This is a genomic window from Streptomyces sp. NPDC048560 (assembly GCF_040650955.1).
In the GTDB taxonomy this organism is placed as follows: domain Bacteria; phylum Actinomycetota; class Actinomycetes; order Streptomycetales; family Streptomycetaceae; genus Streptomyces.
Map to the genome: position 1 here is coordinate 189,594 of NZ_JBEZIJ010000013.1, position 15,104 is coordinate 204,697.

The 15,104-nt window shown below is 72.1% G+C and carries 14 protein-coding genes; 1 reads left to right on the forward strand and 13 read right to left on the reverse strand.

Features of this window, described 5'->3' with window-relative positions; genetic code table 11:
• Positions 1–3: 3 nt before the first annotated feature.
• The 12 genes from AB0C82_RS30895 to AB0C82_RS30950 all read right to left on the reverse strand — a co-directional run bounded on the left by AB0C82_RS30895 (position 4) and on the right by AB0C82_RS30950 (position 12,567).
• Positions 4–879 (reverse strand): alpha/beta hydrolase, encoded by an 876-nt coding sequence (locus AB0C82_RS30895; protein WP_362848395.1) that lies wholly within the window; start codon positions 877–879, stop codon positions 4–6.
• A gap of 147 nt (positions 880–1,026) precedes the next feature.
• Complete coding sequence (gene kynU, locus AB0C82_RS30900; protein ID WP_362848398.1) at positions 1,027–2,277, reverse strand: kynureninase; 1,251 nt, start codon at positions 2,275–2,277, stop codon at positions 1,027–1,029.
• Positions 2,270–3,118 (reverse strand): tryptophan 2,3-dioxygenase family protein, encoded by an 849-nt coding sequence (locus AB0C82_RS30905; protein ID WP_362848401.1) that lies wholly within the window; start codon positions 3,116–3,118, stop codon positions 2,270–2,272. Before AB0C82_RS30905 ends, kynU begins: the two co-directional genes overlap by 8 nt.
• Before the next feature lie 183 nt (positions 3,119–3,301).
• Positions 3,302–3,715, reverse strand: a complete 414-nt coding sequence (locus tag AB0C82_RS30910) for a DUF3151 domain-containing protein (protein ID WP_362848404.1) — start codon at positions 3,713–3,715, stop codon at positions 3,302–3,304.
• A gap of 38 nt (positions 3,716–3,753) precedes the next feature.
• Positions 3,754–5,277: an MFS transporter gene (locus AB0C82_RS30915; RefSeq protein ID WP_362848405.1), complete on the reverse strand. Its 1,524-nt coding sequence runs from the start codon at positions 5,275–5,277 to the stop codon at positions 3,754–3,756.
• Between the two features lie 93 nt (positions 5,278–5,370).
• Positions 5,371–6,525 (reverse strand): MalY/PatB family protein, encoded by a 1,155-nt coding sequence (locus tag AB0C82_RS30920; RefSeq protein ID WP_362848408.1) that lies wholly within the window; start codon positions 6,523–6,525, stop codon positions 5,371–5,373.
• Positions 6,526–6,635: 110 nt separating this feature from the next.
• Entirely contained in the window at positions 6,636–7,658 is a 1,023-nt protein-coding gene (gene fbaA / locus AB0C82_RS30925; RefSeq protein WP_362848411.1) for a class II fructose-bisphosphate aldolase, read from the reverse strand.
• A gap of 177 nt (positions 7,659–7,835) precedes the next feature.
• Positions 7,836–8,375, reverse strand: coding sequence for an orotate phosphoribosyltransferase (gene pyrE, locus AB0C82_RS30930; RefSeq protein WP_362848414.1), 540 nt, complete (start codon positions 8,373–8,375; stop codon positions 7,836–7,838).
• A gap of 30 nt (positions 8,376–8,405) precedes the next feature.
• Positions 8,406–9,200, reverse strand: coding sequence for an aldose 1-epimerase (locus AB0C82_RS30935; RefSeq protein ID WP_362848417.1), 795 nt, complete (start codon positions 9,198–9,200; stop codon positions 8,406–8,408).
• A 21-nt stretch (positions 9,201–9,221) separates the two neighbouring features.
• Positions 9,222–10,205 (reverse strand): SRPBCC domain-containing protein, encoded by a 984-nt coding sequence (locus AB0C82_RS30940; protein WP_362848420.1) that lies wholly within the window; start codon positions 10,203–10,205, stop codon positions 9,222–9,224.
• Between the two features lie 85 nt (positions 10,206–10,290).
• On the reverse strand, positions 10,291–11,889 hold the full coding sequence (locus tag AB0C82_RS30945) for a polyamine aminopropyltransferase (RefSeq protein WP_362848423.1): 1,599 nt from the start codon (positions 11,887–11,889) through the stop codon (positions 10,291–10,293).
• Between the two features lie 156 nt (positions 11,890–12,045).
• The gene (locus AB0C82_RS30950) at positions 12,046–12,567 is read right to left on the reverse strand and encodes a DUF2617 family protein (RefSeq protein WP_362848426.1); all 522 of its coding nucleotides are present in this window, start codon (positions 12,565–12,567) and stop codon (positions 12,046–12,048) included.
• A gap of 710 nt (positions 12,568–13,277) precedes the next feature.
• Here AB0C82_RS30950 and AB0C82_RS30955 point away from each other — a divergent pair.
• Entirely contained in the window at positions 13,278–14,456 is a 1,179-nt protein-coding gene (locus AB0C82_RS30955; RefSeq protein ID WP_362848428.1) for a pyridoxal phosphate-dependent aminotransferase, read from the forward strand.
• 76 nt (positions 14,457–14,532) lie between these two features.
• Here the strand turns inward: AB0C82_RS30955 and AB0C82_RS30960 are convergent, their stop codons facing one another.
• Entirely contained in the window at positions 14,533–15,078 is a 546-nt protein-coding gene (locus tag AB0C82_RS30960; RefSeq protein ID WP_362848431.1) for a YbjN domain-containing protein, read from the reverse strand.
• Positions 15,079–15,104: the final 26 nt, after the last annotated feature.

A 15,104-nucleotide genomic window follows, 5' to 3' on the forward strand; every position in this document is an offset into this window, starting at 1 on the left:
GGCTCACCAGGCGAGCTGTGCGAGCTCCTCCGCGACCACCGCGCACGCGTCGGCCGACGGGTCGATGAGCGGGAAGTGCCCGACACCCTCCAGGAGCGTGAGCCCCACCATCTCCCCCGCCTTCGCCGCCGCGTCGACGAACGCCTCCGACACCGCCGGGGGCACGGTCAGATCGCCGAGCCCCTGCACCACGGCCGTCGCGATGCCGGTCGGCAGCAGGGCAGCCGGGTCGGCAAAGCCGCTCCGCTCCGCGAAGTCCCCCTCACCGCCCAGGAGTTGATGGACCGCGCCGGAGCAGACGTCCAGCTCGGCCGCGGTGGCGAAGTCGGCGATGGGCGCGAGCGCGACGACGCCCCGCAGTGGCGGCGGCGCGGGGAGCCGCCACGGGGACCCCTCGGGCAGTACGTGCCGGGCGGCGGCCCACAGCGCCAGCTGGCCGCCCGCGGAGTGCCCGGTGACCACGATCCGCCGTACGTCGGCCTGGGGCAGCTCGCGCCCGGCCAGTGACGGCATCGCGTCCATCGCGGCGGCGACGTCGTCGAAGGTCTCGGGCCAGCGTCCCGCGGCCGGTGTCTCACCGCGCTGCTGCGGGATCTCTCCACCCCGCCGGTACTCGACGTTGGCCACGGCGAAACCGCGCCGGGCCAGGAAGTCGGCGAGCGGCGAGACATGGTGGCGGTCGTACGGAGCACGCCATGCCCCGCCGTGCAGCAGGACGACGAGGGGCGCCCCGGTTCTGCCGTCCCGAGGGGCGTAGAAATCGATCACCTGATCGGGATGGCTGCCGTAGGCCGCAGACCGGTCGGGGGCGATCACCGGATGGGCGAACGCCGACTCCTCCTCGGCGGCATCACGATCACGCGCGGCAGAATCCGACATGCTGCTCCAACCGTCCTACACCTGTGCCCAACTGTCCTGACCTGCGGGGACGTTATCAGCACTGCGCAGGTCACTCACGACCACCGGACGGGCCCGATCGGGCCCGTCCGGCGTTTGAGGACAAAGCGGCATCCGGACCACCGGCGACTACCCTGCCAGCACGTCCGCGAGGATCCGCGCCGCGCGCTCCGCGTCCGCGAAGCCCACGTACAACGGTGTGAAGCCGAACCGCAGCACGTCCGGACGCCGCAGATCCCCGACGACGCCCCGCTCGATGAGCGCGCTCATCACCGGCTCGGCGTCCTCGCACCGCAGCGCGACCTGGCTGCCGCGTTCCGCGTGCGCGGCCGGGGTGACCGAGGTGACCCGGCCCTCCGGCACGTACGCCGCGACGCACTCCAGGAAGAAGTCCGTCAGCGCGAGAGACTTCGCCCGTACGGCGGACACCTCCACCCCGTCCCACACCTCCAGCGACGCTTCGAGCGCCAGCATGGACAGGATGTCGGGGGTGCCGACCCGGCCCCGTACCGAACCCTCGGCGGGGGCGTATCCGGGCGTCATCGCGAACGGGTCCGCGTGGGACGTCCAGCCGGGGAGCGGGGAGTCGAAGGCAGCCTGGTGCCGCTCGGCGACGTACAGGTAGGCGGGCGAACCGGGGCCGCCGTTCAGGTACTTGTACGTGCAGCCGATCGCCAGGTCCACGCCGTGTTCGTCCAGGCCGACGGGCAGGGCGCCCGCGCTGTGGCACAGGTCCCAGACAGCGAGGCCGCCCGCCGCGTGCACGGCGGCGGTGAGCCCGGGCAGATCGTGGAGCCTGCCCGTGCGGTAGTCGACGTGGTTGAGCAGGACGACCGCCGTACGGGGGCCGAGCGCGGCCGGTACGTCGGCGGGCGCCACCGGGACGATCCGGTGGCCGGTCATCCGGGCGGCGGACTCGGCGATGTACCCGTCCGTGGGAAACGTCGACGCGTCGACCAGGATCTCGTCGCGTCCGTCCGCCGCGAGGCGGCTCGCGGCGACGACGGCCTTGAAGACGTTCACGCTGGTCGAGTCACCCACCACGATCTGGCCGGCGGCGGCACCGACGAGCGGGGCGATACGGTCGCCGATCCGCTCGGGCGCCGTCCACCAGCCGCTCTCGTCCCAGGACCGGATGCGCAGCTCGCCCCACTCACGGGTGACGACCTCCTGGAGCCGCGCGGGCACGTGGCGGGGCAGCGCGCCCAGCGAGTTCCCGTCGAGGTACACGGTGTCGTCGAGGGTGAACAGCTCGCGCAGCCCGGCCAGCTCGTCGGCGGCGTCGAGCGCCGCCGCCCTGCCGGCGAGAGTCGCGTCGCCGAACGTCGCGCCGGGGAGAGCCGTGCCGTCGAAAGTCACGTCCGTGGAGGGCTCAGACATGGCTGCGGGCCGTCCACAGCTCGGGGAAGACGCTCTTCGTGGCCCGCTTCTCCAGCCAGGCGACACCGGCCGAACCGCCGGTTCCGGTCTTCGAGCCCATCGCGCGGCGGGTGGCGACCAGGTGGTCGTTGCGCCAGCGCCAGACCAGCTCGCCGACGTCGGTCAGCGCCTCACCGAGGCGTACCAGCTCGTCGTGCTGGTCGGGGTTGGCGTAGATCCGCGCCCAGACCGCCTCGACCTCGGGCGACGGCTCGTACTTCTTGGACAGGTCCCGGCCGAGCACCGACTGCGGCACCGCGTGCCCGCGCCGCGCGAGCAGGGCCAGCACCTCGTCGTACAGGCTGGGCTCCTGGAGCGCCTTCTCCAGCTCGGCGTACACCCGGGGCGCGCCCCGGTGCGGGACCAGCATGGAGGCGGACTTGTCCCCGAGCAGGAACTCCATCCGCCGGTACATCGCCGACTGGAATCCGGAGCCTTCGCCGAGCGCGCCGCGGTAGGAGTTGAACTGGGCGGGCGTGAGCCCCGCCAGCGGGGTCCAGGAGGCGTTCAGCGCCTCCAGCTCCCGCACGGACCGCTTGAGCGCGTCGCGCGCCACCGGTATGCGGTCCTCGCGCAGGGCGTGCGCCGCGGTCTCCCACTCATGGACGATGACCGTGAACCACAGCTCCATGACCTGGGTGGTGACCAGGAAGACCATCTCGCCGGGGTCGTCCGAGCGAAGGTGCTGGAGGTGGGTCAGGACATCCGCCTGGACATAGTCCTCGTACGGAGTCGTTCCCGCGAAGTCGAGGTGCGGGGTGGCCGCACCGGTGGCTTCGGGGTCGGGGTGATTCGTCGACATTGCTGTCTCCTCGACACGAGCTTCCGGGTAGCGGTCCGCCCCTTCCGTGAGGAAGTGGAGCTCCGGTCCCCTGCCCGCACATCCTAAGCCGAGGCCGGGGGCGCCGTCGTCCGGGAGGCAGCTCATACGGCAGGACCCCGCGGACGGCACACGTCCACGGGGCCCGGTACGGCGCGGGGCGTGTCAGCCCAGGGTGTCGGCCGCGGTCTGCGAGGAGTCGCGCAGGAACGTCGAGCAGCGCTCGTACTCGTCCTTCTCACCGATGTCCCCGGCGGCGCGGGCCAGGGCGTGCAGCGCGCGCAGGAAGCCGCGGTTCGGCTCGTGCTCGAACGGGACGGGGCCGTGGCCCTTCCAGCCTGCGCGGCGCAGGGCGTCGAGGCCCCGGTGGTAGCCGGTTCGGGCGTAGGCGTACGACTCGATGACCCGGCCGCCCTCGTACGCCTCGTCGGCGAGCTGCGCCCAGGCCAGCGAGGAGGTGGGGTACTTCGCTGCGACGTCGGCGGGCGCCGCGCCGTTGGCGAGCAGCTCGCGCGGCTCGGGGTCGTCGGGCAGGTGGGTCGGGGAGGGGCCCCCGAGCAGGTTCTCGTGGATGGACATGGGTCCAAGTGTGCCTGGTGGGACGGGCCCGCGGGGCATCAGCCCGCTTCCCGCTCCGACACGTCCCGCGCGCCGCGTACGGGCTCCAGGGGCGGAGCCACGGCCCCGCAGTGCACGGCGCACGCGGGCCTGGCCGCCTTCGGCGGGGTCCGCACCGTCGCCCAGGCGATCACCGCGCCCAGTACCAGCGCGCCCGCGCACATCGGCATCGCCCGCCGGAAGGTCTCGGCGAACTGCCCGGCGTCGCGGTACGCCTCCGGGCCCATCCCGGCGAGCAGCGGCAGCGCCGCCACGGCGAGGAGCCCGGCGGCCCGCGCCGCCGCGTTGTTGATGCCACTGGCGAGCCCGGCCCGCTCGGCGTCCACGGCCGCCAGGACGGTCGCGGTGAGCGGTGCCACGAGGATCACGAGGCCGACCCCGAGCACGAGGACGGCGGGCAGGACGTCGGTGACGTACGAGGAGACGCCTGCCCCCGGCCCCACGCGCAGCATCAGCAGCATCCCTGCGGCGGCCAGCAGGGGGCCCGCCGTGAGCGGGATCCGGGGCCCGATCCGCCGGCCGAGATCACCCGCCGACGCGGAGAACAGCAGCATCAGCACCGTCGTCGGCAGCAGTGCCGCGCCCGCGCCGAGCGCCGAGTATCCGGCGACGACCTGGAGCTGGATCGCGGAGAGGAAGAAGAAGCCGCCGAGGGCCGCGTACACGCAGAGCGTGACGACGTTGACGGCGGTGAACAGCCGGGACGCGAAGATCGACAGCGGCAGCATGGGGTTGGCGCGCCGCGCCTCGACCCGTACGAACGCCACACCGAGCAGCACGCCGCCCACCGCCGCGCCGATCACCGACGGGGAGGCGCCCTGCCCCGGCGCCTCGATCAGCGCGAACGTCACGCCGCCCAGCGCCAGCGCCCCGAGCGCGGCCCCGAGGACATCGAAACTGCCGTGCGCCCGCGGGTCGCGGGACTCCGGTACGTGGCGCAGCGCGACGGGGACACACAGGGCCGCGAGCGGCAGGTTGAGCAGGAACACCCAGCGCCAGCCGGGCCCGTCGACGAGCCAGCCCCCCACGAACGGCCCGATGGCGGCCCCCACCCCGCCGAGCCCCGACCAGAGCCCGACGGCGCGGGCCCGGTCGTCCGGGTGGAAGCTCGCCTGGATGAGCGCGAGCGACCCGGGGGTGAGCAGAGCTCCGCCGACGCCTTGCAGGGCGCGGGCGGCGATGAGTACGCCCGCGTTCGGCGCGATCCCGCAGAGCAGCGAGGCGGCGGCGAACCACACGACCCCGATGACGAAGACCCGCCGCCGCCCGTACCGGTCCCCGAGCGCCCCGCCGAGGAGGATCAGGCCGGCGAGCGTGAGCATGTAGGCGTTGACGGTCCACTGCAGGGCGGCGAGATCGGTGTCGAGGTCTTCGCCGATGCGGGGGAGGGCGACGTTGATGACGGTGGAGTCGAGCATGGCCATCGTCGACCCGAGGACGGTGGTGAACACGACCCACCGCCCGACGGGCGAGGCGACCCGGATGCCGCCGCCGTCGCCGTCGCCGCGCTGCCCATGACCCATGCGGCCAGCATCACCGCTACCGGTCCCCCCGGCCACTCCGCCCCGGCGGGAGACCGCCCCGCCGCGGGCGCACCCCGGCCACCACCGGCCCCTCTACCGGCCCACCCCCACCGCCCGGATCAGCGCCTCCACCCCCGCCTCCACCTTGCTCCGCGGGCACCCCACGTTCAGCCGCAGGAACCCCGGCGCCCCGTACACCGCCCCCGGCATGATCGCGACCTTCTCCCGCTCGATCAGCACGCGCTGCAACGCCTCGTCGTCCACACCAAGCGGCCGCAGGTCGATCCACGCCAGGTACCCCGCCTGCGGCGGCTCCCACCCCAGTTCCGGGTAGGCGCCGTTGAGCCGTTCCGCCACCAGCGCCAGGTTCCCCGCCACGTACGCACGGACCGAGTCCAGCCACCCCGCGCCCTCCCGGTACGCGGCGATGTGCGCGGTCAGCGACAGCACCGCCGGCGAGGCGAGGCCCTCGGCCGTCTGCATGCGCCGCAGGAACTCGGCCCGGTCCGCCGTCCGGCCGATGACCCCGTACGAACCCGTCAGCGCCGGGAAGTTGAACGCCTTCGACGCGGACGTGATGACCGCCCAACGGCCGTCACCCCCGACCCGCGTCCACGGAACGTGCCCGTACCCGTCGTGCACGAAATCCGCGTGTATCTCGTCGCTGACCACCGCCACCCCGTACCGCCCGGCCAGCGCGGCCATCTCCGTCAGCTCGGCCTCCGTCCACACCCGCCCCGTCGGGTTGTGCGGCGAACACAGCACGAGCACCTTCGCGTCGGCCCGCGCCAGCTCCCGCTCCAGCGCCTGCACGTCGCCGACCGGCACACCCCGGAGCTCACGTCCGAGCCCGGTGACCCCCTTGCGGAAACCGTCGTACGTGGGGGTGTGGACGACCACCCCGTCCCCGGCCCGCGTCCACATCTGGAGCAGCTGCGAGAGCTGGCTGAGCACGGACGGCCCGTAGACCAGCCGCCCGGTGTCGAGCCGAGTGCCGTACCGGGTCTCGTACCAGTGCGCGACGGCCGACCGGAAGTCGTCCTGCTGCCAGTCGGTGTAGCCGAACACCCCGTGGTCGAGCCGGGCCCGCAGCGCGGCCAGCACCTCCGGCGCGGTCTCGAAGTCCATGTCGGAGATGGTGAACGGCAGCAGCCCGTCCACACCGAACCGGTCGGCGACCCCGTCCCACTGGACGCACCAGGTGCCCCGACGGTCGACGACGGTGTCGAAGTCGTAGGACGCACTCACAGCAGTTACCTCACATCGCTCGGACATACGACTCGGACATACGACTCGGACATGCAATGGGCCCGGCACCCCAAGGGGTACCGGGCCCACCACGACAAACAGTCTGCCGACTACTTCAGCTTCGTGCCCGTGGAGCGCAGGTTCGCACACGCCTCGGCGACACGCGTGGCCATGCCCGCCTCGGCCAGCTTGCCCCAGGTGCGGGGGTCGTACTTCGACTTGTTGCCGACCTCGCCGTCGACCTTCAGGACGCCGTCGTAGTTGCGGAACATGTGGTCCGCGACCGGACGGGTGAACGCGTACTGGGTGTCGGTGTCGAGGTTCATCTTCACGACGCCGTTCTCCAGCGCGGTGGCGATCTCCTCCGCGGTGGAACCGGAACCACCGTGGAAGACGAAGTCGAACGGCGACGTCTGGCCGTACTTGGCGCCGACGCCCGCCTGCAGGTCCTTGAGCAGCTCGGGACGGAGCACGACGTTGCCGGGCTTGTAGACGCCGTGGACGTTGCCGAAGGACGCGGCCAGCAGGTAGCGGCCCTTCTCGCCCAGGCCGAGCGCCTCGGCGGTACGCAGCGCGTCGTCGACGGTGGTGTACAGCTCGTCGTTGATCTCGTGCGTGACGCCGTCCTCCTCGCCACCGGTCGGGGTGATCTCGACCTCAAGGATGATCTTGGCGGCGGCGGCCTTGGCGAGCAGTTCCTGCGCGATGGACAGGTTGTCGGCGAGGGTCTCGGCCGAGCCGTCCCACATGTGGGACTGGAACAGCGGGTTCAGACCCTTGGCGACGCGCTCCGCGGAGACCTCGATCAGCGGACGCACGTACGTGTCCAGCTTGTCCTTGGGGCAGTGGTCCGTGTGCAGCGCGACGGTGACGTCGTACTTGGCGGCGACGATGTGCGCGAACTCGGCCAGGGCGACAGCGCCCGTGACCATGTCCTTGTTGTGCTGGCCGCCCAGGAACTCCGCCCCACCGGTGGAGATCTGGATGATGCCGTCGCTCTCTGCCTCCGCGAAACCGCGGAGGGCAGCGTGCAGGGTCTGGGTCGACGTCACATTGATCGCCGGGTAGGCGAACTTGCCTGCCTTCGCCCGGTCGAGCATCTCGGCGTAGACCTCGGGGGTTGCGATGGGCATCTGTCCGCTCCTTGGGATGTGCGGGTGTGCAGTGCTGGTCCCTGACCTGGGGGCGACGTCATCGTCGCCCCCATCTTCCCAGACTCTCGCCGCGGCTCCACCCGGCCTCCTCCCTCAGGCATACGCAAGGGCGGCCCGTTTCACGTGAAACGGGCCACCCTTGTTCGAATGCGCAGGTCAGGCCAGGTCGAGGTCCGCCACGGAGTACACGTGGACGTACGGCAGACCGGCTTCCGCGACGGCCGGAGCGGCCCCCCGCTCCACGATCACGGCAACGGCGACGACCTCGCCCCCTGCCTCGCGCACCGCCTCGACCGCGGTCAGCGGCGAACCACCGGTCGTCGAGGTGTCCTCGACGACCAGGCAGCGGCGGCCCTTCACGTCCGTGCCCTCGATCCGGCGCTGCATACCGTGCGCCTTCTGCGCCTTGCGGACGACGAAGGCGTCCAGGCTCTTCCCGCGCGCCGCGGAGGCGTGCAGCATCGACGTGGCCACCGGGTCGGCACCCAGCGTCAGACCGCCGACGCAGTCGTAGTCCAGATCGGCGGTGGCATCCAGCATCACCTGGCCGACCATCGGCGCGGCCTTGCCGTCCAGCGTGATCCGGCGCAGGTCGATGTACCAGTCGGCTTCCAGACCCGAGGAGAGGGTCACCTTGCCGTGCACCACGGCCTTGTCCTTGATCTGCTGGAGCAGCTCAGCGCGTACGTCAGTCATGTCAACGAGGGTAAGCGCTGCCGTCGCCGGTCAGAGCCGCACCCAGCTCCAGGTCGTCGCGATCTCCAGCGGCTCGATCGGTGTCACCAGCCGGGGCGTGGTGTTCAGCCCGTTCGGCGGGCCGGACTGCGGCTCGACACACACCGCCTCGTCCTGTTCGTCGTAGACGACGACCCACTCGTCCCGGCTCTTCACCGTCAGCTCCAGCTGCTCCGGCCAGGTGAGCTTCACGTCGACGCCGTCGGGCATTCCGAAGCAGTCGTCCCACGGCCCGGGGAGCGGGTCGATCCGGCGGCCGGTCGGCAGATGGTTCTCGCCGCGCTCCTCCTGCCATGCGGCGTCGAAGTCGATCCGGACGTCCTGGCCTCCGATGGTGCGGAGGAACCACGGGTGCCAGCCCGCCTGCGCCGGGAAGGAGTCCACGTGCGCCTCGACGCCCATGCGGAGCGTCAGCGAGTCCTCGGTGAGCTCGAAGGTCTGCGTGACCCGGCCCGGGTACGGCCACGGCTCGGCGAGGTCGTAGTAGAAGGCGGCTTCGGCCTCGCCCTCCCGGGCCACCTTCCAGGAGGTGTCGCGCCCGGTGCCGTGGATGGCGTGCGGCGGGGCGTTCAGCGGCAGGCTGTGCAGGATGCCGCCACTGCGGAACTGCCCGCTCTCGGTACGTCCGCACCACGGCACCATCGGGAAGCAGCCGTACTTCTCCCCCTGGCGCAGCAGTTCGGTGTCACCGATCCGCAGGCTGCTGATCCGGCAGCCATGGGCGGGGTCAACGGTCAACTCGGCGTCGCCGACGGTCATCCGGACGTTCTTCGCAGCTCTGCTCACCCCACGACACTACGTGTGCCGCTACCTCCGGCGCCGCAGCGCACGCCCCACAACCACCGCCGAGGCGAGCGCGAGGGCGGCCGCGGGGGCGATCCAGCGGAGAGTCGTCGCGGCCCCGTCCGCGTCGGGCGAGGGCACGGGCGCGTACCGGCCGCGCGGCGGGGCGTGGTCGACCTCCTCGGTGCTGCGCCCGATCATGGTGCGCCTCGCGTGCGCGGCCTCGGCGGGAGGTCCGTCCGGCACGGTGAACTCGACTTCGGCGAGGGGGTCGAGCGAGGGCGGCGGCACGGGCGCGTCGTACACGGATCCCTTCGCGTCCCCGGGCGCGGGCCCGTCGCACGACTCCTCGTCGTCAACGGCCTCCCCCGCCGCGACCGCGTCGGCCTCGGCCTCCTCCACCGCGACCTCGTCGGCTGCCGGGTCGAGCTCGACTGCTGCTTCGGTCCGGTCGGCGGCGTCCTCCTCGTCGGCCCCGTCGGCAACGGCCTCTTCCCGCGAATCCGCGGGCACGTCCCCAGCCGGCTCCGCGGGCACGACCCCGACCGACCCGGCGGACGCCTCGCCCGGCGCGGCCGCCAGTGACTCCGTCACCAGCTGCTGCGTGAAGCGGTCCAGCAGCCGGTGGGCCGCCGCCAGTGCCACCGAGTGGTCCAGGCCCGCGACGCGTCCCTCCCCGCCCGCCGTGCCCGCGTACTCAATCGTCGTGCCGCCGTCCGTCTCCGTGAGCGTCAGCGTCAGCGCCACATGCGCCGATCCCGCGCCACGGGCCTCGGTACCCTCCCCGGCCACGGCGAAGGTGTCACCGTCCCGGCCGGCGAGTTTCAGCACACCCCGGTAGGTGATCGTGTGACCGCCGACCCTGATCTTCAGACGGCCGGACAGCGGGCCCGCCGACGCGTCGGCGTCCTGCTGTAGTCCCGGCACACAGCGCGCCACCCGGGCAGCATCGCCCAGCGTCCGCCGCAGGGACAGGACCGGAACCGGAACGAACACCTCATGCTCCATGGAAACCGAGCCTACTCAGACCCGGCCACCACGTCAGCGCTTCCCCGCTTCCATCTGTCCGCGCCTCCGGCCCCGCACAGGACCGTCACGGTTCCTCCCAGTACCGCGGGTGCACCAGGGTCGACGGCGCCTGTCCGCGCATCCGTACGCGCTCCGCGGCCATGCTCGCCTTCCGTAGTTCGCCCTCCCCCAACGACCGCAGTTCCGGAGCCCCCGGATCCAGGGCGAGGGGCGGCACGGTCCGCCGCGAGGCCAGGACGAAGCCCCAGTCGCGCGGTTCCCGGGCCCGGTCCGTGACCCGGTCGGGGCCGGCCGCGAATCCGGAGAGCCTGCCGGAGACCCGGTACGGACGCGTCGCCAGGCCGCCCGCCCGTACGGAGGCCTCGGCCGTCCAGAAGGACCGCGGCCTCACGCCCACGGGCCCCGCGTGCACCACCAGCCGCCCGCCCGGCGCGATGGCCTCGCCCACCAGCCCGTAGAACTCCGCCGAGTACAGCTTCGTGCTCGCCGTGATCCCCGGGTCGGGCAGATCCGACACGACGACGTCGTACGAGCCCCGCGCCGCTCGCAGCCAGTCGAACGCGTCCCCTCCGACGGTCCTCAGCCGGGGGTCCTCGTACGCGTGGCCGTTCAGCGCGGAGAGCGCGGGGTCCGTCCGGGCCAGTCGGGTGACCGCGGGATCCAGCTCGACGACCGTGACGGCCCGCACACCCTCGTAACGCAGGACCTCACGGGCGGCCAGGCCGTCGCCGCCGCCCAGGATCAGCACCCGGCCGTGCCGGCCGCGCATCGCCGGGTGCACCAGCGCCTCGTGGAAGCGGTGCTCGTCGCGTGCGCTGACCCGCAGCCGCCCGTCCAGATAGAGGTCCAGGGACTCCCGTCCCTCCCCGGTGAGGACGACCTCCTGCACCTCGGTCTGGACGGCGACCCGCACCCGGTCCCCGTAGACCGCGCGCCGGGCGGCGCGCTCGAAGTCGTCGACCAGCACGGTGGCGGTGGCCAGCAGCGCGATCACCGTGACGTTGGCGAGGACCAGCAGCCACCGCGCCCGCGAGCTCAGATCCCTCCGGAACAGCCAGAGCACCAGCGCCCCGCCGGCCGCCGCGTTCACCGCTCCGGTGAACAGCGCGCCGGTGAGCTGGCCGTACATGGGCAGCAGCAGGAACGGGAAGGCGAGCCCGCCGACGAGCGCCCCCACGTAGTCGGCGGCGAAGAGGTCGGCGACGGCGCCGCCCGCGTCCTGGCGGTCGACGCGCTGGATCAGCGTCATCAGCAGGGGAATCTCCGCGCCGATCAGCACGCCGATCGTCAGCGAGAACCCGACCAGGGCGTACCGCGACTCCCCGAGCCAGGCGAACGAGGCGTACAGCACGAGCGCGGACGAACCTCCGACGAGCGCGAGGGCCGCCTCGATGAGCCCGAACCCGACCGCCGGACGGTTGCGCAAACGTTTCGCGAGGAGCGATCCGATGCCCATGGCGAACACCATCACGGAGAGCACGACGGAGGCCTGAGTGACCGAGTCGCCGATCAGGTACGAGGCGAGCGCGACCAGCTCCAGCTCGTACACCAGACCGCAGGCGGCGCAGATGAAGACAGCGGCGAGCACGAGGAACCGTCCGGTCCTCGGCCGTACGGGAAGCCGCGCCGCGTCCCCTCGCAGCGGCACCTGCTGGTCGATCATGAAACGAACGCTACGTGACGAACCAGTCGCCGCTTGTCACCCACACGGGTGTAAGTGAGGCATGGAGACGCCCCCGCGCACGGGCCCCGTCGACCGGAGCGCCGGCCGGAGCGCCGGTCGCGGGCCCCGGGGTCGCGAGGTCACGGCGCCGGGGGGTCACAGTGCCGGGGCGGGGACCCGCACCCCCACCCGGGTGCGCGTCACCACCAGCTGCCCCTCCTGCGGGTACGCGTGCCAGGTGCGCCACCGCACCTGGCCATCCGTCCGCTGCGCCAGCAGCGCCGTGAAGGCGTGCGGGCTGCCGGGGAACGTCCCGGCCAGTCCGTGCGGATGATCGGCGACGAGGGCGAGCAGCTCCTGTGCGCGGCCCGCGAACGCGCCTTCACCGAGCGTCTCGACGCGCGCCGCGAACTCGTACTCCCAGTCCCCGAACCGCTTGGCGACGCCGAGGGGCAACGGGGTACTGCTTCCGGGGATACAGGCAACCGTCTCCGAACAGGTGCCGCGCTCCTCCTCCAGGAGGACCTGATGGGAGGCGCCGAGCAGCCTCAACTGCAGCTTCACCTCTTCGAACTGGAGGTCGAGCACGGCGAGGGCGGGCAGGGGCTCCCGTCCGAGCGCCCAGGCGAGGTCGGCGGCGCGGGTGTCGGAATAGGAGGTCTGAAGGGTCGTGAGCATGGTTCGGCTCCGCAAACACACGTGGACACATGGACAGGGGGCGCCCCCTGGAGGTGCGCGTGGGGGAGGGAGACGCCCGATCAGGTCCAACTGGGGTCCGAGGGCTGAATGTTCTCTGGAAGGAGGGAATCACGAAGTACGCCGCACTCACAGCGTTTTTGCCCAACTTGACGTGGTTTCCATCCCCCAGGGGGCAGCACGGTTCAACTGTTCAACCCGTTCTCTCCGCGTGGCTCAACGAAAAGGTGTCCGGCGGGAGTTCACCCACCGGACACCTCACTCGCGAAGCGCCCGCCGACGGACCGGCTTCCCGGTGTCAGCTGCCTCCCCCGCAACCGCCTCCGCACGACGAGCCCCCGCAGGAGGAGGAGCCGCTGCCGCACGACGCACCGCCGCCGCTTCCGCTCCCCCCACCGAGGCCGGCGGCCCGGCGGCGCCCGGACACCTTTCCCCCGGGCACGGGCCTGCGCCTGCGGACCGCCCCGACGACCAGGCCGCCGACCGCCGACACGACGGCGATCCCCACCAGTACCCCTATGAATGTCTCCACGGACCTCAACACCCTTCCATCCCCCGAAGCGAGGTCACCCGCTCCCCGTTGTGCCAGGGGGATTCCCACCGCTTCCCGGAGCCAAAGCAGACTTGAGCAACTCCAGAGCTTCGCCCCGGGACCCTTCGGTGCGGGGCGGCTTCGGTGCAGGATGGCGGCCATGACACAGGGACGACCGCTGCTCAACCGCCGCCTCACCGAGTTCGGCACGACCATCTTCGCGGAGATGTCCGCGCTGGCCGCCCGGACGGGCTCGATCAACCTCGGCCAGGGCTTCCCCGACACCGACGGCCCCGAGGAGATCCGGGAGGCGGCGGTCCGTGCCCTGCGCGCCGGACTCGGCAACCAGTACCCGCCGGGTCCTGGCATCCCGGAACTGCGTACCGCGATCACCGAGCACCAGCAGCGCTTCCACGGGCTGGTGTACGACCCCGACACGGAGGTCCTCGTCACGGCGGGCGCCACCGAGGCCATCGCGGCCTCCCTGCTCGCCCTGGTGGAGCCCGGCGACGAGGTCATCGCCCTGGAGCCGTACTACGACTCGTACGCCGCCTGCATCGCCATGGCGGGCGGCACCCGCGTCCCCGTCACCCTGCGCCCGCACGACGGCGCGTACCGGCTCGACCTCGACGAACTCCGTGCGGCCGTCACACCCCGCACCCGCCTCATCCTCCTCAACACGCCGCACAACCCCACGGGTACCGTCCTCACGCGCGAGGAGCTGGCCGCCGTCGCCGCCCTCGCCTGCGAACGCGACCTCCTCGTCATCACCGACGAGGTCTACGAGCACCTCGTCTTCGAGGGCGAACACCTGCCGCTCGCCTCGTTCCCCGGAATGCGCGAGCGCACGGTCAGCATCAGCAGCGCGGGGAAGACGTTCTCGTACACGGGCTGGAAGGTCGGCTGGATCACCGCGAGCCCGGAGCTGGTCACGGCGGTCCGCTCGGCGAAGCAGTACCTCACGTACGTGTCCGCGGGGCCGCTCCAGTACGCGGTCGCCGAGGCGCTGCGCCTGCCCCGTACGTACTTCGACGCGCTGCGCGCCGACCTGCGCACCAAGCGCGACCTGCTCAGCGACGGACTCGCCGAAGCGGGCTTCGGGGTCTACCGCCCGTCCGCGACGTACTTCGTCACCACCGACATCCGCCCGCTCAGCGCCGGAGACGACGGCTTCGCCTTCTGCCGCGCCCTGCCCGAACGCTGCGGGGTCGTCGCCATCCCGAACGCCGTCTTCTACGACCACCGGGAGCAGGGGGCGCCCTTCGTGCGCTTCGCGTTCTGCAAGCGCGTCGAGGTCCTCACCGACGCGGTAGGCCGCCTGAAGGCACTCACGCGCTGAAACCGGCCCCGGACAGCGGTCCGGCCCGGGGCGGCGGCCTCTCGGTCACCGCCCCGAGCCGGGCCGGGCGTCGTGATCAGGCTTCCGGCGACTCGGTGTCGTCCGGCTTGCCCTCGGCGGACTCCAGCCCGAGACGCTCCACGAGCCACTTGTCGAACTCGATCGAGGCGCGGACCCAGCTGACCGTCGAGGAGACGAAGTGCTCCAGGCTGACGCCCGTGCCGATGAGCATCTGCGCCTCACCGATCAGCCGGACGGACGCCTCGGCGCCCTCCTCGGCCTCGTGGGCGTGCGTGTAGACCTTCGGCCACAGGGTGCGGCGGTTCCAGTCGTCGATCGCGTCGAGGAGCACGGGACGCTGGTCGATGGCGTGCGGGCGGTCGTAGAACGTACGCACCGAGAAGACCTGCTGCTCGTCCTCACCGCGGAACATGAAGTACGTGCGGAATTCCTCCCACGGCGCGGCGAGGTCGCCCTCGTCGTCGACGACGAACTTCAGCTCCATCTGCTCGAGCAGCTGCTTGACGAGGTCCTGGTCAGGGACGACGGGGCCAGCGGGTGCAGAGGCCTGCGGATCGGGCTGTCCCCCGAAGTTGGGAATCGAGGACGGGTCGATAGACATCGCCGGTTACTCCTGTGGATCGCACG

What these genes read in the sequence shown, in the direction of transcription:
- pyrE (WP_362848414.1), bottom strand. Translation starts at nt 8,375, where the DNA reads ATGACTGACGTACGCGCTGAGCTGCTCCAGCAGATCAAGGACAAGGCC.
- AB0C82_RS30905 (WP_362848401.1), bottom strand. Translation starts at nt 3,118, where the DNA reads ATGTCGACGAATCACCCCGACCCCGAAGCCACCGGTGCGGCCACCCCG.
- fbaA (WP_362848411.1), bottom strand. Translation starts at nt 7,658, where the DNA reads ATGCCCATCGCAACCCCCGAGGTCTACGCCGAGATGCTCGACCGGGCG.
- AB0C82_RS30960 (WP_362848431.1), bottom strand. Translation starts at nt 15,078, where the DNA reads ATGTCTATCGACCCGTCCTCGATTCCCAACTTCGGGGGACAGCCCGAT.
- AB0C82_RS30910 (WP_362848404.1), bottom strand. Translation starts at nt 3,715, where the DNA reads ATGTCCATCCACGAGAACCTGCTCGGGGGCCCCTCCCCGACCCACCTG.
- AB0C82_RS30895 (WP_362848395.1), bottom strand. Translation starts at nt 879, where the DNA reads ATGTCGGATTCTGCCGCGCGTGATCGTGATGCCGCCGAGGAGGAGTCG.
- AB0C82_RS30950 (WP_362848426.1), bottom strand. Translation starts at nt 12,567, where the DNA reads ATGCTCACGACCCTTCAGACCTCCTATTCCGACACCCGCGCCGCCGAC.
- AB0C82_RS30945 (WP_362848423.1), bottom strand. Translation starts at nt 11,889, where the DNA reads ATGATCGACCAGCAGGTGCCGCTGCGAGGGGACGCGGCGCGGCTTCCC.
- AB0C82_RS30955 (WP_362848428.1), top strand. Translation starts at nt 13,278, where the DNA reads ATGACACAGGGACGACCGCTGCTCAACCGCCGCCTCACCGAGTTCGGC.
- kynU (WP_362848398.1), bottom strand. Translation starts at nt 2,277, where the DNA reads ATGTCTGAGCCCTCCACGGACGTGACTTTCGACGGCACGGCTCTCCCC.
- AB0C82_RS30915 (WP_362848405.1), bottom strand. Translation starts at nt 5,277, where the DNA reads ATGGGTCATGGGCAGCGCGGCGACGGCGACGGCGGCGGCATCCGGGTC.
- AB0C82_RS30940 (WP_362848420.1), bottom strand. Translation starts at nt 10,205, where the DNA reads ATGGAGCATGAGGTGTTCGTTCCGGTTCCGGTCCTGTCCCTGCGGCGG.